This is a genomic window from Streptomyces himastatinicus ATCC 53653, assembly GCF_000158915.1.
Classification (GTDB): domain Bacteria; phylum Actinomycetota; class Actinomycetes; order Streptomycetales; family Streptomycetaceae; genus Streptomyces; species Streptomyces himastatinicus.
Genome location: NZ_GG657754.1, coordinates 7,286,079 through 7,304,711, shown reverse-complemented (window position 1 = coordinate 7,304,711; position 18,633 = coordinate 7,286,079). Strand labels below are relative to the sequence as shown.

The 18,633-nt window shown below is 69.8% G+C and carries 21 protein-coding genes; 10 read left to right on the top strand and 11 right to left on the bottom strand.

All coding sequences use genetic code 11. The annotated features are described in order from the left end of the window. Window positions 1-28: 28 nt before the first annotated feature. From SSOG_RS30805 to SSOG_RS30795, 3 genes are all read left to right on the top strand, one after another. Window positions 29-625 carry a peroxiredoxin-like family protein gene (locus tag SSOG_RS30805; protein ID WP_050800021.1) on the top strand — a complete coding sequence of 199 codons (597 nt, stop codon included), beginning with the start codon at window positions 29-31 and terminating at the stop codon, window positions 623-625. Between the two features lie 53 nt (window positions 626-678). Beyond that, entirely contained in the window at window positions 679-1,503 is an 825-nt protein-coding gene (locus SSOG_RS30800; RefSeq protein WP_009718173.1) for a class I SAM-dependent methyltransferase, read from the top strand. 131 nt (window positions 1,504-1,634) lie between these two features. Beyond that, the gene (locus SSOG_RS30795) at window positions 1,635-2,603 is read left to right on the top strand and encodes a nucleoside hydrolase (protein ID WP_009718172.1); all 969 of its coding nucleotides are present in this window, start codon (window positions 1,635-1,637) and stop codon (window positions 2,601-2,603) included. 12 nt (window positions 2,604-2,615) lie between these two features. On the opposite strand, the gene SSOG_RS30790 is transcribed toward SSOG_RS30795, so the two are convergent. From SSOG_RS30790 to SSOG_RS30780, 3 genes are all read right to left on the bottom strand, one after another. Then, window positions 2,616-3,524: a Vgb family protein gene (locus tag SSOG_RS30790; protein ID WP_009718171.1), complete on the bottom strand. Its 909-nt coding sequence runs from the start codon at window positions 3,522-3,524 to the stop codon at window positions 2,616-2,618. A 48-nt stretch (window positions 3,525-3,572) separates the two neighbouring features. After that, on the bottom strand, window positions 3,573-4,877 hold the full coding sequence (locus SSOG_RS30785) for an MFS transporter (RefSeq protein WP_009718170.1): 1,305 nt from the start codon (window positions 4,875-4,877) through the stop codon (window positions 3,573-3,575). Between the two features lie 69 nt (window positions 4,878-4,946). Continuing rightward, on the bottom strand, window positions 4,947-6,443 hold the full coding sequence (locus SSOG_RS30780; protein ID WP_106516484.1) for an argininosuccinate lyase: 1,497 nt from the start codon (window positions 6,441-6,443) through the stop codon (window positions 4,947-4,949). A 167-nt stretch (window positions 6,444-6,610) separates the two neighbouring features. Here SSOG_RS30780 and SSOG_RS30775 point away from each other — a divergent pair, with 167 nt between their 5' ends. Both SSOG_RS30775 and SSOG_RS30770 read left to right on the top strand, forming a co-directional pair. After that, the gene (locus tag SSOG_RS30775; RefSeq protein WP_039941989.1) at window positions 6,611-7,618 is read left to right on the top strand and encodes a LacI family DNA-binding transcriptional regulator; all 1,008 of its coding nucleotides are present in this window, start codon (window positions 6,611-6,613) and stop codon (window positions 7,616-7,618) included. A gap of 127 nt (window positions 7,619-7,745) precedes the next feature. Beyond that, a complete protein-coding gene (locus SSOG_RS30770) occupies window positions 7,746-8,297 on the top strand; it encodes a DinB family protein (RefSeq protein WP_009718167.1) in 552 nt (183 codons plus the stop codon). A 34-nt stretch (window positions 8,298-8,331) separates the two neighbouring features. Here SSOG_RS30770 and SSOG_RS30765 read toward each other — a convergent pair whose 3' ends face one another. Beyond that, complete coding sequence (locus SSOG_RS30765) at window positions 8,332-9,051, bottom strand: SDR family NAD(P)-dependent oxidoreductase (protein WP_009718166.1); 720 nt, start codon at window positions 9,049-9,051, stop codon at window positions 8,332-8,334. A 65-nt stretch (window positions 9,052-9,116) separates the two neighbouring features. On the opposite strand from SSOG_RS30765, the gene SSOG_RS30760 reads away from it, so the two are divergent. Then, complete coding sequence (locus SSOG_RS30760) at window positions 9,117-9,698, top strand: MarR family winged helix-turn-helix transcriptional regulator (RefSeq protein WP_050800020.1); 582 nt, start codon at window positions 9,117-9,119, stop codon at window positions 9,696-9,698. A 33-nt stretch (window positions 9,699-9,731) separates the two neighbouring features. Here the strand turns inward: SSOG_RS30760 and SSOG_RS30755 are convergent, their stop codons facing one another. Next, the gene (locus tag SSOG_RS30755) at window positions 9,732-10,139 is read right to left on the bottom strand and encodes a DMT family transporter (RefSeq protein ID WP_009718164.1); all 408 of its coding nucleotides are present in this window, start codon (window positions 10,137-10,139) and stop codon (window positions 9,732-9,734) included. A 47-nt stretch (window positions 10,140-10,186) separates the two neighbouring features. Further along, a complete protein-coding gene (locus tag SSOG_RS30750) occupies window positions 10,187-10,507 on the bottom strand; it encodes a DMT family transporter (RefSeq protein ID WP_009718163.1) in 321 nt (106 codons plus the stop codon). A gap of 185 nt (window positions 10,508-10,692) precedes the next feature. Here SSOG_RS30750 and SSOG_RS30745 point away from each other — a divergent pair, with 185 nt between their 5' ends. Further along, entirely contained in the window at window positions 10,693-11,139 is a 447-nt protein-coding gene (locus SSOG_RS30745; protein ID WP_009718162.1) for a MarR family winged helix-turn-helix transcriptional regulator, read from the top strand. 51 nt (window positions 11,140-11,190) lie between these two features. On the opposite strand, the gene SSOG_RS30740 is transcribed toward SSOG_RS30745, so the two are convergent. Further along, window positions 11,191-11,955: an ANTAR domain-containing protein gene (locus SSOG_RS30740; protein ID WP_245606413.1), complete on the bottom strand. Its 765-nt coding sequence runs from the start codon at window positions 11,953-11,955 to the stop codon at window positions 11,191-11,193. 134 nt (window positions 11,956-12,089) lie between these two features. Between SSOG_RS30740 and SSOG_RS30735 the strand changes: the two genes are divergently transcribed. Further along, window positions 12,090-12,440 carry a helix-turn-helix transcriptional regulator gene (locus SSOG_RS30735; protein WP_009718160.1) on the top strand — a complete coding sequence of 117 codons (351 nt, stop codon included), beginning with the start codon at window positions 12,090-12,092 and terminating at the stop codon, window positions 12,438-12,440. Between the two features lie 597 nt (window positions 12,441-13,037). Further along, window positions 13,038-14,690 carry an alpha/beta hydrolase gene (locus SSOG_RS30730; RefSeq protein ID WP_039939096.1) on the top strand — a complete coding sequence of 551 codons (1,653 nt, stop codon included), beginning with the start codon at window positions 13,038-13,040 and terminating at the stop codon, window positions 14,688-14,690. A gap of 125 nt (window positions 14,691-14,815) precedes the next feature. Here the strand turns inward: SSOG_RS30730 and SSOG_RS30725 are convergent, their stop codons facing one another. The 4 genes from SSOG_RS30725 to SSOG_RS30710 all read right to left on the bottom strand — a co-directional run bounded on the left by SSOG_RS30725 (window position 14,816) and on the right by SSOG_RS30710 (window position 18,125). Beyond that, complete coding sequence (locus SSOG_RS30725) at window positions 14,816-15,181, bottom strand: transposase (protein WP_009718157.1); 366 nt, start codon at window positions 15,179-15,181, stop codon at window positions 14,816-14,818. A gap of 54 nt (window positions 15,182-15,235) precedes the next feature. Further along, window positions 15,236-16,489 (bottom strand): MFS transporter, encoded by a 1,254-nt coding sequence (locus tag SSOG_RS30720; protein ID WP_009718156.1) that lies wholly within the window; start codon window positions 16,487-16,489, stop codon window positions 15,236-15,238. Between the two features lie 364 nt (window positions 16,490-16,853). Then, the gene (locus SSOG_RS30715) at window positions 16,854-17,177 is read right to left on the bottom strand and encodes a YybH family protein (protein ID WP_342634420.1); all 324 of its coding nucleotides are present in this window, start codon (window positions 17,175-17,177) and stop codon (window positions 16,854-16,856) included. Window positions 17,178-17,531: 354 nt separating this feature from the next. Then, on the bottom strand, window positions 17,532-18,125 hold the full coding sequence (locus tag SSOG_RS30710) for a pyridoxamine 5'-phosphate oxidase family protein (RefSeq protein ID WP_050800019.1): 594 nt from the start codon (window positions 18,123-18,125) through the stop codon (window positions 17,532-17,534). 227 nt (window positions 18,126-18,352) lie between these two features. Between SSOG_RS30710 and SSOG_RS56505 the strand changes: the two genes are divergently transcribed. Next, the gene (locus SSOG_RS56505; protein WP_425385437.1) at window positions 18,353-18,631 is read left to right on the top strand and encodes a helix-turn-helix domain-containing protein; all 279 of its coding nucleotides are present in this window, start codon (window positions 18,353-18,355) and stop codon (window positions 18,629-18,631) included. Window positions 18,632-18,633: the final 2 nt, after the last annotated feature.

Genomic DNA, 18,633 nt, shown 5'->3' with positions numbered 1-18,633 from the left:
CGACATACACCTACGGAGGGGGAACCACATGTCCGAGTCCCGTACGGCCCGGGCACACGGAATCCTGCGCCCCGGTGACCGGGTCACCGCCCGCGAGCTGAGCCCCGTCAGCGGGCCCGCGCTCACCGTCCCCGCACCCGACGGGCGCCTCACCCACCTCCAGTTCCGCCGCTTCGCGGGCTGCCCCGTCTGCAATCTGCATCTGCGTTCGGTGACCGTCCGGCATCCGGAGATCGAGGCGGCGGGCGTGCGCGAGGTCGCCGTCTTCCACTCCCCCGCCGGGGAGCTGCGGCAGTACGCGGACGGGCTCCCGTTCGCCCTGATCGCCGATCCCGACAAGCACCTGTACGCGGAGTTCGGCGTGGAGTCGGCGCCCCGCGCGCTGCTGGACCCCCGGGCGTGGCTCCACGTGCTGCGCGCGATCCTGCGCAGCACGGCGATGCTGGTGCGCGGACGCGAGGGGCTCCCGTCCCGGCGTCAGCCGCACGGCCGCCTCGGCCTCCCCGCGGACTTCCTCATCGCCCCCGACGGGACCGTCCTGGCCGCGAAGTACGGCGAGCACGCGTACGACCAGTGGACGGTGGACGAGCTGCTGGACCTGGCCTCCCGCGCGCCACGGCCGTAGCCGCAGTCGCCTTTTCGGCTTTCCTCACCATTGGTGCCTGCCATAGTGACCCCATGACCGACGCGTACGAGCGGATGATGCAGGCCAACCAGGCGAACTGGGACGCCCGGACCCCCGTCCACCTCGCCAGCCGGTTCTACGGGGTCGACGAGGAGCCCGACCCCTCGCGCTGGTTCGCCCCGTGGGAGTGGGACGACCTCGGCGAGCTGGCCGGGCGCGATGTACTGCACCTCCAGTGCCACCTCGGCACGGACACCATGGCCTTCGCGCAGCGTGGGGCGCGGACCGTCGGGCTCGACTTCTCCGCGGCGTCCGTGGAGGCGGCGACCGGTATCGCGGCGCGGGCGGGCGTCGATGTGACGTACGTACGGGCCGATGTGTACGACGCCGTGGAGGCCCTCGGCGGGCGGCGGTTCGACGTCGTCTACACCGGCAAGGGCGCCCTGTGCTACCTCCCCGACCTGGACCGCTGGGCGGGCACCGTCGCCGAACTGCTGCGCCCCGGCGGCCGCTTGTACCTCACGGAGTTCCATCCCCTCCTCAACGCACTCGGCCCGAAGCCCGTCCCCGGAGAGGGCCCCGAACTCCTGCTCCGGCACGACTACTTGGGCGGCAGCGGCCCCGTGCACCGCGACGCCACGCACACCTACACGGACGGCCCGGCCGTCGAGGGCGCCACCGACAGCTACGAGTGGATGCACGGGCTGGACGAGGTGATCAACGCCCTGGTCGGAGCGGGACTGAGCATCCGGCGGCTGCGCGAGTCGGCCGAACTGCCCTGGCCTCGCTGGCCCCATATGACACGCACCGCGTCGGGCTGGTGGCAGCTGCCGGAGCCGCGGATCCCGCTGTTGTACGGGCTTCTGGCGTGCCGTTGAACCAGAAGCCGGGGCGACGGCCACTGACCGGGAAAAGCATTTCAATGCTGCACGAATGACGAAACAGTGGCGGGAGCGAAGTCCAGTCATCAACTGGGCCACAAAAACATAGGGCCTCAAGAGGAGACCGCATGCCACCCGCCGCTCCCCCGCGTCTGTCCGTTGTCCTCGATACGGATCCCGGGGTGGATGACGCCTGGGCGATCTTGTACCTGGCTGCCCAGCCGGACGTCGAGATCGTCGCCATCGGGGCCGCGCACGGCAACGTGCCCACGGCCACCGCGGCGGCCAACGCGTTACGTGTGCTCGACGTCGTCGGCCTGGACCACATACCGGTCGCCGCCGGACATCCGACTCCTCTTCAACAGCCTTTGGAGACATCCGAGTTCGTCCACGGCGAGGACGGCCTCGGCGGCGGCGCCGGCCCCACGTCACCGCGCCGGACCAGCCCGGAGCCGGCGGCGGAACAGCTCGTACGCCTGGCCAGACAGCGGCCGGGCGAACTGACGTTGCTCGCACTGGCCCCGCTGACCAACATCGCCCTCGCCCTTCGCATGGAGCCGAACCTCCCCCGCCTCCTGCGCCGCGTGGTCCTCATGGGCGGCGCCTTCCACGTCCCGGGCAATGTCACCGCCTGGGCCGAGGCGAACTCCGCTCATGATCCGGAGGCGGCGGAAGAGGTGCTGCGCGCGGGGTTCGACCTGACCATGGTCCCGCTGGACATGACCGAACACGCATGGGCCGACGAATTCTGGCTGAAGCGGATCGCGGACGCGGACACCCCGGCGGCTCGCTTCGCCACATCCGTACTCGACGCCTACGTCGCCCTCTACAGCAGCGCCCGCGGCACCGTCGGCTGCGTCCTGCACGATCCGCTCGCCGCCGCCATCATGGTCGACGAGTCCTTGGCCACCTACGAGGAGCGCCAGGTCATGGTCGAGCTGGCGGGGCACACGCGGGGTGCCACGCTGCTCGACGAGCGGAAGTTCACCATCAGCCGAGGCGGCATCCCCGACCAGCGGCCACCGGTCCGGATAGCCGCCACCGTGGACGCCGCCACCGCCATGGACCGTATCCACCGCGCACTGGCTACCTCCTGATCCTGCGAGGGCTTACGGCGCCACCCGCGCCACGCTTCCCGTCTCGAGGGCCGTCCAGAGGGCGCCGTCGGGGCCCAGGGTGATGCCGTGCGGTTCGGATGACGGTGACGGCAGGTCGTACGCGGCGATCTCACCGCTCGCGGTGACGCGCCCCACGCGGTTGGCTCCCCACTCGGTGAACCAGCACTCCCCGGTGGACACCGCGACGATGGCGTGGGGTTTGGCGGCGCGGTCGGGGAGCGGAAACTCCTCGATGGCGCCGTCCATCGCGATCCTGCCGATCTGGCCCGCCGCGATCTCGACGCACCACACGGCGGTCCCGTCGCTGGTGATGCCCACGGGTCCGGCGCTCGGTGTGGGCAGTGGGTATACGGCGGTGTCGCCGTCGGTGGTGATGCGGCCGATGGCGTTCGCCTGGTTGAGGGTGAACCACAGGGCGCCATCGGGCCCCGCGGTGATCGCCGAGGGAAAGCCGCCCTCGACGGGCAGGGGGAACTCGGTGATCTCTCCGCTGCCGGTGATGCGGCCGATCCGGTCGGTGTTCATTTCCGTGAACCACACCGCACCGTCCGGACCGGCGGTGATGCCGTAGGGGCCGCTGTCGGACGTTGGCACGGAGAAGGATTCCGTTTCACCGTCGACGGTGACGCGGCCGATCCGGTGGTCCTGGTACCGGGTGAACCACAGGGCGCCATCGGGCCCGGGGGCGATGACCGTAGGTCGGCACGTCGGCGAGTCCAGGGCGTATTCCTGGAGTTGACCGTCGAGGGTGAGCCGCGCGATGCGGCCACTGTGCACGAAGGTGAGCCACAGGGCACCGTCGGGACCGGCCGTGATGCCGTAGGGTCCGGCGTCCTGGTCCGCCACCGGGATCTCCCTGATGGCCGGGGCGGGGAGTTCGTTCTCTGATCCGGTCACCACCGCACCCTGCCGAGCGGAGGGCGGCGCGTGCAACCGCTTTTCCTCACGTCATCTGGCCCCCTTGATGAACATGACGGCGATGGCGCCCAGGAGGGCGAATCCGGCGGCGCTGATGTAGAGGACCGCGTAGTTCGAGCCGCCTCCGATGGCGAGGAACAGGGGCGCGATGGCGGGCGCGACGCTCTGCGGGAGGGCGTTGGCGATATTGAACAGGCCCATGCCCTTGGCGGCTTCGGTCTCGCTGTCGGGCAGGACGGAGACGACCAGCGCGTAGTCGACGCCCACGTAGACGCCCTGTCCGAGGCCCGCGACGGCGATGCCCGCGATGAAGCCGGTCAGCGTGGAGGAAACCGCGATGACGCCCATGCCGATGCCGAACAGCACGGATGCCACCGCGATGAAGACCTTGCGGCGCTGGAGCCGGTCGGACAGCCAGCCGCTGACGTTGCTGCCGAGGACGACCCCGATGGCGAGGACGAGCATGGCCCAGCTCAGGATCGAGGCGGCCCGGTCGGAGCTGTACCCGAGGTGGTCCATCAGGAAGTACGTCTTGTACGTGAGCAGCAGGGCCTTGCCGGTCCACACCAGGAAACGGCTGACGAACGCCCAGGCGAAGTCGCGGTGGCGGAGAGGGTTGATCCACAGGCTGCGGGGGATGTCGAGCCACGTCCGGGGCGGCACCTCGGCCTTCCCCCGGGGGACTTCCTTCAGATAGAGGGCGAAGACCACGACGAGGACCAGGCCGATGGCCGCGGGGACGATGAACATCCCCAGGCCCTGGGTGCCGGTGGTGGCGATCAGGAACGTGCCGCTGACGGTGGCGACCTGATTGGTCATTCCCATCAGCCCGGAGACGGTGCCGCGGCGTTCCTCCGGCACCCGGTCGGGGAGGATGGCGATGAGGGCGGCCATGGCGGCGTTCATCGCGATCTGGGTCAGGCACCAGCCGACGAGGACGACGGGGATGCTGGGCGCCGTACCGATGACGAACAGGGACGCGCCGCCCACGAGGGTGCCGATGACGACGAACGGTCGCCGTCGTCCCCACCGGGACGTACAGCGGTCGCTGAAGTGCCCGAAGACCGGGTTGGCGACCATCGCGAATATCGCTCCGACGCCCGCCACCAGGGCCAGCGACGACGTCTTGCCCTCGGGGTCGAGGTCGGCGATGCGCAGGGACAGCGTGACCGAGGCCGGGGTGAGCAGGGCGATCCAGACGCCGATGATGGCGAGGATGTAGAGGACGGTGAAGACGCCGCCGACACGCTGGCCGGTCAGCCGGGCGGATCGTTCCGGACTGCTTTCGGTGTCGGCGGCCGCGGCGGGGGCGGCGTTCGGTGCGGGTGCGGACACGGGTGACTCCTTGGGGTTCTCGGGCGTGAGCTTCGGTGGGCGCGTCCCCTGCGCCGAAGGGCGGGAGGGTCAGTCCTCGTGGGGCGGCTGCGCGTCCAGGAGGGCCACGGCGTCACGTACGAGCCGGTCCTCGGCCGCTGCCGCCGCGGCGGTGAACGCGACGACGGTGTCCTGGTGTGCCTTGATGTCACCGGCCGCCTCGGTCGCCAGCTCCGCGCGCCGTGCCGGGCTGGTGCCACCGGCGCTGTGGCGGCCGTCGACGAACGACTGCACGTCGAGGAGGTGACGCAGCTGGTCCGGGGTGTAGTCGCGCAGGGGGCCGTCGGCGAGGTCGGGGCGGATCGTTCCCTCGGTCGCTCCGGCCGCCTCGTGCGCGGTGACGAAACGGGCCACCGTCTCATGGGCGTCGCGGAAACTCATGCCGTGGACGCGTACGAGATCGTCCGCCAGGGCGCTGGCCGTCGACCAGTGCCGTTCCGCGGACCGGCGCAGCCGCTCGGCGTCGACCTCCAGCGTGGCGACCGACTGGGCCAGCAGATGGATGGCGCCCGCCGTCTCATGGCAGTACCCGGGCATGCGGTTGTGTACGTAGCCCTGGTCGGCGTCGGTGGACGTCGCGAAGTGGAGCACTCCCAGCTGGCTGGCCGTCCAGCCCGCCGCGTCCCCGGCGAGGCCCCGGATCCGCTCCAGCACGATCGGGTTGCGCTTCTGCGGCATCATGCTCGACGTGCCGCACAGGGAGGGATGCAGCCGTACCAGGGCGACTTCGGAGGACGACCAGTAGAACAGGTCGGACGCGCACCGGCTGACCCCGGACAGGGTCAGGCCCAGCACGGCGGCGAGTTCGGCCCCGGCGTCCAGGGCGGACAGCCCCGCGTCCCGCGCGTTGCGGACCGGGCGGGCGAATCCGAGGTAGGCGGCGGTGGCCTCGCGGTCGATGGGCCAGTCCGTACCGCTGTGGGCGGCGCCGCCCAGCGGGCACTCGTTCAGCCGCTCGTACAGCTGCGCCATCCGCGCGAGGTTCCGGGACACCGTCCAGTAGTGGGCGTTGAAGTAGTGCCCCAGGGTGGTGGGCTGGGCGTGCTGGAGATGCGTATAGCCGGGGGCGATGACCGCGTCGTACGCGGCGCCCGCGTCCAGCAGGACTTCCCCGAGCCGCAGCAGCTCGCGCATGACGTGCAGCAGCGCGGCCCGGTCGGCCATGCGGACGCCGGTGGCCTTCTGGTCGATACGGCTGCGGGCGCGCTGGATGTCAAGACCCGCCGGGCCGCACTCCTCCTCCAGATGCCGTTCCAGTTGCAGCGTGATCGTGCCGACCGCCGCGTCCCCGGCGAGCACCTTCTCGGCGTCCCCGTCGAGCAGGCGCAGCAGCGCCGCCACCAGCGGCCGCCCCTGCTCGGGGGCGAAGACGCGCTGCTGGGTGAGCATCAGGGCGTGCGCCAAGTCGATCTTGGCGAAGTGCTCCGCGGCGGCCACTTCGTCGTCCAGTTCGACGGCGTTGACGTGGTCGACGAGGGCCGCGGCCGGGCTCGCGCCCAGTCGGCCATCGGTGAGCAGGGGCTTCATGGCAACTCTCCGCATGATCGTTCGATGTGCGTCATGTAAACGTCAACATGGCCATGTAAACGTCAACACGGGCCCTCAGTGTTAGGCTCGCCCCGGGGCATGTCAACGGTTACATGGCGATGAAACCGCTCAGCGACACCCAGTCACCACATCGGGAGGGGCACACGATGCCGGGCAGGGCAGAGCAGCGCGTCACCCTCCGTGACGTGGCGAAGGCGGCCGGTGTGAGCACCGCGACCGTCACCCGGACCCTCCAGAACTCTCCCCGCGTCGAGCCCGAGACCCGCCGACGCGTCATGGAACAGGTCCAGCTCCTGGGCTATTCGCCCAACCCCATCGCCCGCGATCTGCGGTACGGCCGCCGCGAGGCGGCCGTCGGACTGGTCACCGCCGGCTTCACCAACCTCTTCCAGGCCGGAGTCGCCTCCGGGGCCGAACGGGAACTCCGCCACGCGGGACTCCAATTGATCATCGGTTCCACCGACGACACCCCCGCACGGGAACCCGAACTCGCCCGCGCCATGATCGACCGCCGCGTCAGCGCCCTGCTGATGATGCCCGACGGCGACCACCGCGACTTCCTCTCCCCCGAGCACACCCACGGCACCCCCGTCGTCCTGGTGGGCCGCCCCGCCGCCGACCTGGCCGCCGACGTCGTCATGACCGACGACGACCACGCCGTCCAGCAGGCCACCCAGCACCTCATCGGCCTCGGCCACCACCGCATCGCCGCACTCACCGGCCGCCTGGACTCCTTCCGCGCCACGCAGCGGCTCGGCGGCTACCGAAGCGCCCTCGCCGAATCGGGCGTCCGGGAGGAACCGCCGCTGGTGGTCGGCGACCTCACGACCCCTCAGCAGGCCCGCGAAGCGGTCGTACGCCTGCTGGACCTGCCGTCACCCCCCACGGCCGTCCTCGCGCTCAACCTCGGCATCAGCACGGGTGTCCTCATCGAACGGCTCGCCGGACAGCACGCGTTCGCCTTCATCGGACTCGACGAAACCGACGTCTCCAAGGGGCTCGGCGTCTCGGCCGTCGTCCGCGACCCGCAGGAAGTCGGCCGACAGGCGGCACGCCTGGCCATCGACCGGATCGCCACCCCCGACCGCCCGCCGCGCACCGTCACCGTCCCCAGCGCCTTCGTCCGGCGAGGCACGGGCGAAGTGGGGCCGTGAGGCGGCGGATCCCGCAACCCCCGCCCGCCCCGGACCTGGCCGGAGCCGACAACGCGCAGGCGTCAGGCCCGATGTCAGTGGTGCCTGTCAGGCTCGATCCGTCCGTCCCCGACCAGGAAGGCAGACGATGACCGACACACCACCCGCCCCCAAGCACTACGCACCTCGATGGGACAGCGACGCCCGCCCGACCCCGCCCAGCGTCGGCGGCGAAAGGGAGACCCTGAGCGCCGTCCTGGACTGGCACCGGGCAACCTTCGAGCTCAAGTGCGCCGGTCTGCCTCCGGAGCGGCTGTCCGAACGGGCGGTGCCGCCGTCCAGCATGTCCCTGCACGGCATCGTCCGGCATCTGGCGGGCGTCGAACGCTGGTGGTTCCGCATCCAGTTCGCGGGCGAGGACGTTCCGATGCTCTACTACTCCGACGACGACCCCGACCAGGACTTCGACACCCTGGACGGTGACGTCGGCGAAGCCTTCGCCGTCTGGCGGGCGGAGTGCGAGCGCTCCCGACAGATCACGGCTGCCGCCGCGTCGCTGGAGGAAACGGGGATCCGCAAGAGCACCGGCGAGCCGATCTCCCTGCGCAGGATCCTGGTGGACCTGATCGCCGAGTACGCACGGCACATCGGCCACGCCGATCTCCTGCGCGAGTGCCTCGACGGCTCCACCGGGGTGTGAGCCGTCGACCGGACACGCCACGGCCAGGGTCTGGTCAACGTGTCTTGTGAGCGCCCCCGTTCACGTTCAGCACCTGGCCCGTGATGTGGCGGGCCGCCGGGGAGGCGAGGAAGGCGACCGCTTCCGCGATGTCCGTGGGCGAGCCCGGGCGGCCCGTGGCGGTGGAGGCGATCAGCCACTCGCGGCGTTCGTCCGTGAGCTGGTCGCGGAAGAACTCGGTGTCGGCGATGTAGCCGGGGGAAACCACGTTGGCGGTGATTCCGCGCGGGCCGAGCCGACCGGCCAAGTCGACGTTCCATGCCGCGAGTCCGGCCTTGGACGCGCCGTAGGCACCGGCCCCCTGGTCGGCAGCGATCGACCCGATGTGCACGACCGCGCCGCCGGAAGCGAGCCGGCCGTCCACGCACTGTGTCGTCAGCGCGGCGCTGACGAGGTTCGCGTCGAGGTTGGCGCGGAAGTCACGGGCGTAGGAGGCGAGGTCCGACTTTCCGTCGGCGTCGAAGTCGGTGTTGCCGCCCGCGTTGTTGACCAGCACGTCGAGCCGGTCGGGCAGCTCGGCCGGCAGCCCGACGAGGGCTTCGGGCTCCGTGTGATCGCAGACCAGGGCGTGGACGCCCGCCTCGTCCGCCAACTCCTTGAGCGGGCCGGGGCGGCGACCGGTGACGATCACGTGCTCGCCGCGCTCGGCGAAGTGCCGGGCGACCGCACGGCCGATACCCGTACCGCCGCCGGTGATCAGAATGTTGCGTGACATAAGCTGGCCTCCGATCGCGTGTTCAGATCTAAATTTAGACCTAAACGTATCTGAGGAGAGGTGCCATGCCAAACGAACCCAGGGCGGGAGGCAACAACGAGCGGCCGGTGGACGACACCGAGCACGACCATGCGCGGGACATCGCCGCCGCCTGGGAGCGGGAGCGCCCCGGAACCCCGGTCTCCTCGATCCGGATCGTCACGCCGATCTGGCAGCTGGCCAAGCTCTTCGGCGACGACCGGCGCCGGGTCCTCGCCCAGGCCGGAGTGGACGCCGCCACCCTCGACCTGCTCAGCGTCCTGCGCCGCGACGGTCCCCCGTACACGCTCAGCACCCGCGAGCTCAGCCGTCGCTCCCTGGTCACGGCGGGCGCCATCTCACAACGCACCGCCCGCGCCGAACGCGAGGGCCTGGTCACCCGCCAACCTGTCCCAGGCCGCCTCCGTACGGTCGAGGTCACCCTGACCCCGGCGGGCCACGAGCTGGTCGAGTCGACCGTGGACCAGGTGCTCGGCCGCGAGTCCGAGTTGATCGACGGCCTGACCCCCGACGAGCAGGCCCACCTCACATCGCTGCTGCACCGCCTCCTCCACGACGTGCAACACCGCCTCGGCGACAGCCGGATCACCCACGTCGGCGAGGAGTGACGTCAGGTCCTGCCGTCCTGCCCGTCGGGCTTCCTACGACCTGGCAACGGCCCCCTGGACGCCCTGCGGACCGTCCACGGGCTCCTGGGGGTTCTGCGGCCTGTCGGCGAGCTTGAGCCAGACCAGTCCGGCGACGATGACGCCCAAACACACGGCTCGGGCCGGGGTGAGCGTCTCGTCGAAGAAGACGGGACCGAGGAGCGCCGCGCCGACCGCGCCGATCCCCGCCCAGACGGCATAGCCGATTCCGACGTCGATGGTGCGCAGTGCGACGCTCAGCGCGTAGAGCGTCAGAAGGAAGAACACGACAGCGACCAGCGACCACGTCAGGCGGGTGAAGCCATGGCTTCCGCCGACGGAGAGCGCGTAGCCGACCTCGAACCCTCCGGCGAGGAGGAGCATGAGCCAGGATTGTGCTGAGTTGGGGTGGGTGTTGGACATGTCCGTGAGTCCTTTCGCGGGATGAATCGGATGGTGGCGCGGGAGCCTCAGGCGACACCGCTGAGCTGGAGGCCGACGACCCCGGCGATGACGACGGCGATCCCGAGCGCCTTGCGCCAGTTCAGGCGCTGACCGAAGAGCAGCGCACCGAGAACGGTGATGCCGATTCCGGCAACGGACGTCCAGAGGGCGTAGCCGACGCCGACGTCGAAGGTGAGCAGCGCCTTGCTGAGGAAGTACGTCGCGATGGCACCGCTGAGCAGAGTTGCGATGGTCCACCGGCGGTTGGTGAAGCCCTCGGCCTTGCCTGCTGCGATGGCGACGGTGATCTCGAAGATGACGGCTATGGCGAGGTGGAGCCAGTGCATGCGTAGTCCTTGTCTCAGACTGCGGTCAGGCGGAGCGGGATGACACCGCCCATATATTTGCTTGTACGTGCATGCTTTCAGATGGCAGGAAGTCCCGATGAGCGGACTGAAGCGGAGTAAGCTTGCATGCACATGTATCTTGTTGTCAACGCACCGCCTGAGACCGCCCGAGAGGGAGCCGCCCCATGACCACGATTTCCCCCGCGTCGACCGCCTCGTCCGACCAGGCCATGTGGGGCAGGATCCTCACCTTGCACGCACAGGTGGAACACCAGCTCACCCAGGTCCTCCAGCGCAAACACGGAATAGGGCTCTCCGAGTTCCGCGCCCTGGAGTGTCTCGTCCAGGCCAAGGACGGCGAGCTGCGCATGCAGGAACTCGCCGACAAGATCGGCCTCGGACAGAGCTCGGTGACCCGGCTGGTGGGCCGGCTCTTCTCGGCCGGCTTCGCCGTCCGGGACCTGTGTCCCGACGACAAGCGCGGTGTCTACGCCGTCATCACCGACGACGGCAGGCAGCGCTACGCCGACGCGCGCGGCACCTACTCCGAGGTCCTCAGCGCGGCGCTGAACACCGCAGGCGGCACCCCGGAGTTGGCCGGTACGGTCCAGGCACTGCGCAGCGCGCTCTGACGCGTAGGTCACGGTGGCCGGGGAGAGGACCGTACGGCCTTCCGCGGCGACCTACCCGCCTCCGAACTGCTCCCCTGACCGCGCCGGCGGAGTGGGCGCGGGGTTCGCTTCGGCGACCGCGGCCTCCAGTTGCTTCTGGACCGCTTCGGGCAGCCTGCCTCCGTGGATCGTGCCGACCAGGTCCCGGGCCAGGCGGTGCACCTTGGTGTTGGTGTTCTGGGAGATGGTGACCAGCACTCTCCAGGCCGCTTCGGGGCTCAGACCGAAGGAGGCCATCAACATGCCGCGGGCCAGGTCGATGGTCGGCCGGGTCCGCATGGCCCGGCGTAATTGGGTCACTTCGGTGCGTAAGCCCTGCTCGGTTTCCCGCCCCGGCCCCGCGTCGTGGCGAGCATCGGATGCGGTGGCTTCGGCGGCTTCGTCGTCGGGGCCCGGGTGAGCGAACAGATCCCGGGTACCGGTCACCTCGAGCAGCCGCTCGACGGCCGGGCTACTTCCGCGGATGGCGACGGTCTTGCCCTGGTCAAGGGCGCACTGGCGCAGGCCGAGCAGGATGTTGAGGCCGGAGCAGTCGCAGAATTGCAACGCGGTCAGGTCCAGGTCGATGCCGCCGCCCGACCGGCGAAGGGCCTCGTCCAGGTCGCGCCGGAGCAGCTGGCCGCCGAAGTCGAGTTCCCCCCGCACACTCACGCGCATCCGGTGGCCGTCCGGCACGACGTCGACGGCCACCGAGCAGGGCATGAGCACCGCCGACTCGCCGTCCCCCTCCGCGTGCCCGGCGCCCTCCACGATGAGGGGCTGTGCAGGTTCCGGCATGGCGGTGGCCTCCCCTTGTCTGGTCGCCAGCCTCGGCCTTCAGATTCACCTACCTGCCCCACATACGTCAACCAATACATGAAATGCGTTACGTGCTTTTGAATGCACGTATGACCAGTCTCTAGAGTTGGACCATGGATGAAGTGCCCGAGTCACACACCGGATGGACGTTCCTGACCAACCATGCACGGGTGCTGGCAGCCATCGCGGACAACCACAACGCCCGCATCCGCGATATCGCCGCGCACTGCCGACTCACCGAACGCGCCGTCCAGAAGATCATTTCTGACCTGGAGCGGGACGGCTATCTCTCCCACATCCGGGAAGGACGCACCAACACGTACCAGATCGACCCGAGCAAAGTACTGCGCCACCCGGCCGAAGCCGGGCTGACCGTGGCATCACTGCTCTCCTGGCTCGTCCAGGACGAGGCCGAACGCAAGACGGCCCCCGACAGCCACCCCCGGTCCCACACCCCCAGCTGACCGCGGCCCCGAGCCCGGCCGCCCGCGCGTCCGCACAGAGCGTGCCGTAGGCCCTGACCAGCGGATATACGACGGCTGCACGTCAGCCCTGGCAGAACTCGGCCTCGACCACCGCGTCCTCCAGCTTCTGCTCCCCCAGTCGCCATTCCGGTTCATGGTCAGGACGTGCCCCCGTGCCCCTTGCCCCCGTCGACCGGGACCGCGTCGAGCAACTCCGACAGCTCGTGTGGTTGAGCAGGTGCCGCACGGTGATGTGCTCGGGCCGGTAGCCCGTACCGCACACCACCCCGGGCAGCCACTTCTCAAGCTGTCGTCGAGCGACAACCTTCCCCTCGCTTCGAGCCTGAGAAGCCCCCCCGGCGTCATCACCCAAGTGCGGAACCGCCACCGGGTGTGGAACGGCCGGGCCGGTGTCGGCGATCTCTCCGTCGGCGCGGGGCCCCGTCAGGGCACCGTCCCCTACGACCAGGGGATCATGTGCCGCAGTCACATCACTCCCAAGACGGAGGGGAGTTGGGGCCACTCGGCTGATGTTCCCGACGCACGTCACCAGAATGATCGTTCCTGTCCGATCACGCGACCGGAAGGAACGATTACGTGCGTAGACGATGTCTCGGGCCCCTGTTGGCTGTCAGTGTCACGGCAACGCTGGCTCCCGCGCTCGCCACCTCGACGGCCACCGCCGCTCCGGCCGCCACCCCGTCGACCGCCCCCTCGTCCGCCGCCAAGGGCGCGCTGGACCGTTATGCGAAGCAGAAGCCGCAGTGGAAGCGGTGCGAAGCCGACTCTCCGGCGGAGTTCGAGTGCGCCACGATCAAGGTCCCGCTGGACTACCGGGTTCCCGGGGGCAAGCGGATCGACTTGGCCATATCCCGGATCAAGAGCACCGCGCCCGACAAGCGGCACGGGGTCCTGTTCTCCAACCCCGGCGGCCCCGGGGGGCAGGGGCTCTACATGCCGCTCGGGATGCAGGACAGGCTTCCCGAGTCCGCACAGCAGAAATACGACCTCATCGGCTTCGACCCGCGCGGTGTGGGAAAGAGCAGCCCGGTTTCCTGCGACCTGGAGCCGGAGGAGGAGAACCCGCTGCGGCCGTACAAGGAGGAGACGTTCGACAAGGACGTCGCCTGGGCACGCGGCGTCGCGAACAAGTGCGAGGAGAAAGCGGGCGACACACTCCCGCACATCACCACGCGCAACACCGCGCGTGACATGGATCTGCTCCGGGCGATCCTCGGTGAGAAGAAGATCTCGTACGTGGGTTACTCGTACGGCACCTACCTGGGCGCCGTCTACACCCAGCTCTTCCCGGGCCGGGCCGACCGGTTCGTACTGGACAGCGCGGTCGATCCGGCGCGCGCCTGGCGAGGGATGATCCAGTGGTGGGCGGAGGGCGCCGAGCCCGCGTTCGACCGGTGGACCGAGTGGGCCGCCGAACGTTCGGAGAAGTACGGCCTCGGCGACACCGCGAAGGAGGTCGACCGGACCCTCTGGGACCTGGTCGCGCAGGCCGACGAGAAGCCCATCGAGGTAGAGGGGCAGCCGACCACCGGTGATGACATCCGGAGCGGTATGCGCCAGGCGGTCTTCACCCCGGAGTACGCCACCGAGGCGGTCGTGGAGCTGAAGAAGGCCGCGGCCGGCGAGCCCGCCTCCACGAAGAAGCTCGCCCCGTTCGCCGGATCCGAGAGGACGAGGACCGGAACGGCCCGCGCCGCCGCCGATGCCGCCGAGGCGCCGTCCGACAACATGACGGCGAGCTTCTGGGCCGTGGTGTGCGGCGACAACTCGGCCGCGTGGTCCCGCGATCCCGAGAGCTACCGGCAGGACGCCATCGAGGACAAGGGCCGTTACCCGCTCTATGGTGACTTCGCGTCCAGCATCAAGCCCTGTGCGTTCTGGGAAAAATCCGTGGAACCGGCAACCAAGGTGAACAACACGGCCGGCTCCCTGGTCGTTCAGAACGAGTGGGACCCGCAGACCCCCCTGCCCAGCGGTCAGGCCCTGCACGCCGACCTGAAGGGCTCGAAAATGGTCACCGTCCTCGGCGGCGAGGGCCATGGCGTCTACCCGAACGGCAACGCGTGCACGGACGGCACGGTCACCGACTACCTGCTCACCGGCAACCTCCCGGCGAAGGACGTGACCTGCGAGGCGACGGCCGGCTCGAACGCGGAGGCACGAAAGAACCAGAAGCGGGACGCGCTCCCCGGGTCCCCGCTCCCGGAGCGTGCCCCGGACCGTTTCTGAGCCCGGTCGCATGGCCCATTGCCGCATGGTACGTGTCGTCGACGGCTGAAGGGTGGACCGGCAGCGACGCTTGGATTCACCCGGGACCGATCATGGTCCGGGGCGTTCGCCGTCCGCTTCCGACCTCAACAGCGCGATCGCGTGCGCCACGACGTGAGCGTGGCGTGGCGGTTCCAGCCGCCGTAGGAACGACCGGTGAAGTCGCGGATGCCGAGGCGGGCGGGGATGTCGACACCGCGCACGTCCGCACGGGCTCGGCGCGCCTCATCCTGGAACCATTCGGGCGGCAGCAGCAACCGCCAGGCGAGCGGATAGCACATGGGTGTGGAGGCGGCCCACAGACCCACGAGGTACTGGGCGTTGAGCACCTGGCCGTAACCCGGGCAGAAGCGCTTGTGGACGCCGACCGTGCTCTCCCCCGCCCGTGGGGTGACCGGTGTGCGCAGCGAGATACGGACGAGCAGTGGTGCCGTGCCACCGGGCGGGTCCACAACCCTGGGCCCGCCCGGTGGTACGACACCCCACCCGTTCGTACGGTGGTCAGGTCACGCCGCCGTGGGCTCGGCCTCGGTCGGCGCACCCTCCGTGACCCCGGCCGGCTTCGGCGCCCGGAAGGCACCTGCCGCCCCGAAGATCACCGCTGAGACGGCCAGCGCCAGCACGGTGAACCCGGCAACGCCCTTGAAGCCGTCGAACTCGGTGAGCAGCACACCGCCGACCAGACCGCCGATCGTCGTACCCGCGTACAGCGCGGTCGTCGACAGCGACGACACCGTGCCGCGGGCGGCCGTCGTCTGGGCCAGCAGCATCGCCATGAAGATCGGGTAGCCGAGGCCGAGGACGGCAGACCCGGCCGCGAGACCGGCGATCGCCAGACCCAGGTTGGGGGCGAACGGCACCGCGCTGTAGAAGACGATCAGTCCCGTGAACACCACGGCGAGCGTGCGGTGTTCGCCGATCTTCCGGATCAGGCGGCTACCGAAGATGGACGTGATGGCCATGCCGACGCCCAGCGCCATCATCGCGGCGCCGACGGCGCTGACACCCAAGTCGAAGTCCTTGTGCAGCCAGGAGCCGATGAACGAGATGGTCTCGAACACACCGGTCTGGTAAACGAGGTAGGCAAGCAAGTACCACGTGAAGGTCTTCGACCTGAACAGCTCGGTGTACGTTCCGACGATGCCGGTGGCCGCGCCCTGTGCCCGGGCCGATGGAACGGATGGGAACACCTTCCACAGCAGCAGCCAGGCGACACCCGACAATGCGGCGACCACGAAGAACGGCACGTGCCAGGAGGAGGCCGCCAGCCAGCCGCCGACCGGGACACCGACGACCTGCGAGATGGACATGCCCGCCCCGGCGATGCCCATCGTTTTCATGATCGCCTCGCGGGCCACCAGGACCGGGATGGACGCCCAGATCTGCGGGGTGCACAGCGCCGCGAACATGCCGGCCAGGAAGCGGAAGAGAATCATCGTCCACAGGCCCTGCGCCACGCCGCACAGCGCGGTGGCCACCGCGAACCCGGCGAAGCCCAGCAGGAGCACGCCCCGCCGGTCGCGTCCGTCCGACAGCGGGCCGGCCACCAGGGCGAACAGCGCGAACCCCAGGGCGTAGGCGCTGACCATCCATCCGGAGGTACTAGTGGAGACGTCGAACTCGTCCGCCAGCGTGGGCAGCATCGGGGCGACCAGGAACGTGTCGGTCCCGATGACGAACATGGTCGCGAACGCCAACCACGCGATGACCGTGCTGGACGCGGGGGCACGACCGTGTGTCGTGTTCTGTGCCTGTGTCACGGTTTTCCTTTCACATCATTCGATGTCTCGAGGGCCCGGCTCCACGGCTCGGTCGGCCGTAGGGCGGCGGCCCCAACTGGAGTAGAGGAAGGTCGATATGGCGGGGCCGGAACGTCGGCCACCAGGGCGCGAACCGTGCCGGAGTACGGCGGGCCCACGCCAGGTCGATGCCCTGTGCTGCGAGAGCGGTCAGCCAGGCCCGCTGCGCCTGCCGCCACACCGCCGTACGGCACCCGGTCGGCGAGCCAGTACGCGACGGAACCGGCGCCGGCTCTGCTCCAGCAGCCGCAGTCAGCTCACCTCGGTGGGCGGTCCTTGTTGAGCAGACCGGTGGCGTATGCCTCGGCGGTCAGGGTGGTCTCGTTCATGCGGCGGTGGGCCCTTCCGGTCGGGCGAAGTAGCCGGAGGAGTGGAGGATGCGCAGCCAGGTGCCGTCGGGCTGACGTCGCGCCACCTGGTATCGGCCGGCGCTGTGGTCGGCGGGGATCGTCGACGTGGGGGCGAGGTCGCCGTGGTGCAAGGTCGGCAGCGACTCCTCCAACTCGTAGTGCGACTGCATCGTCAGCATCTGCTCGAATGCCTCGCGTATCGCTGTTCGGCCCACGATGGTGTTGCCGATCGGAAAAGCCATGACGGCGTCGGGCTCATACAGATCCGCGAGCCCTTCGGCATCCCCGGAATTCGCCAGTTCGACCCAGATCCGGGCCAGGTCCTCAGGGGTCGTCCTTGATCCGGCCGCTCTCGACGTGCATCCAGTTGGCCACCGGGGTGGGCGCAGCGAGCGTGGTGTGCAGGTCGAACCAAGTCGTCACGTCGAACGCCACGCCTTGACATAGCCGGCCGCCACCGTTTCGGGGTCCTCAACCACTGCATCTCCTTGGTCTTCGGCGAAATTCCCCGGCCCATCTGGGTAGCCGCACGGGCCCGAATGCGGAGGCTTCTCCATTTCCGCGAGGATTCGGTTTTCCGGAAGTCGCACAGGTGAGTCTGCGCGCCCCGCAGGGGGGCCGCCACAAGCGACGGGGAACTATGTCAGGTCGGCTCACGGCTGGAGCCGACGGGCGCGCCAGCCGGCGCCGGAGCGCTCGTAGACCAGGCGTTCGTGCAACCGGTCCGCGCCGTTGGCCCAGAACTCCAGGGAGTCGAAGCGCAGCGGAAAGCCCACGTAGCCCTCGGGCCGGGGCAGCGGGTCGGCGACGGCGGCGGAGAGACGCTCCACCGCGCCGGTGACGACGAGCTGCTGACTGGTCTCGCGCCAGTACAGCGCCCCGGACGCCCAGGGGTTGGCGGTCATCTCGCGGCCTTTGCGGCTGCCGATGTGGGTGGCGAAAACGAACCCGTCGTCCTCGATCCGGTTCGGCGCCACCATGCGGGTCGAGGGGCGGCCGTCGGTGCAGGCGGTGGCAAGCGCCAGCGCCCGCGGCTCACGCACGCCGAGGCGCACGGCCTCATCGAACCAGGCACGTACCAGCGGCACCGGGTCAGCGGGCGGCGCATGAAACTCGGGGAAGGGGAGGTCGCCGGCGCCCTTGGTGCGGGCGAGCATCAGGGAGGGTCGGGCGATGTCGACACCCTGGAGGATCTCGATGCGCCGCCCGTACGCGTCCTCGACGACGCCGTACGCGGGCGAGAACATGCGGCCTCGTCGTATTCCTACCGGCACTACGGGCTGAAGACCGTCCGCGGTGACTGCCTGGTCCTGCTGCTGCCCGGGACCGACGCCTCGTGGGCGGCGCGGACCGTCGGCGACGAGCTCTCCCGCTTCCTCGGGCATCCGGTCACCGTCGACGCAGCAGGCCCGGCCGCCGGGCTCGCCCCGGTCGCCGAGGTGTACCAGGAGGCATCGCATCCACGGTGGGCGCGGTGGTCGACTACGACCGCAGGCGTTCCACCCATCTCGTGGCCACGTTGGAGGCGTACTTCACCCCCTCGGGCAGCAGCCCGATGCGAGCCGCGGGACACCTCCATGTGCACACCAATACCGTCTCACGCCGCCTGGAGCGCATTACCGAACTGCTGGGCCCGGACTTGCAGAAGCCCGCGAACACCCTGGAGATCCAGCTGGCGCTGCGCCTGCTGCGGGCCCGGGACGCGGTCCGCCGGCACTCCGACAACACCGGCGAAGGAGCAGGGACGCGGTAGGC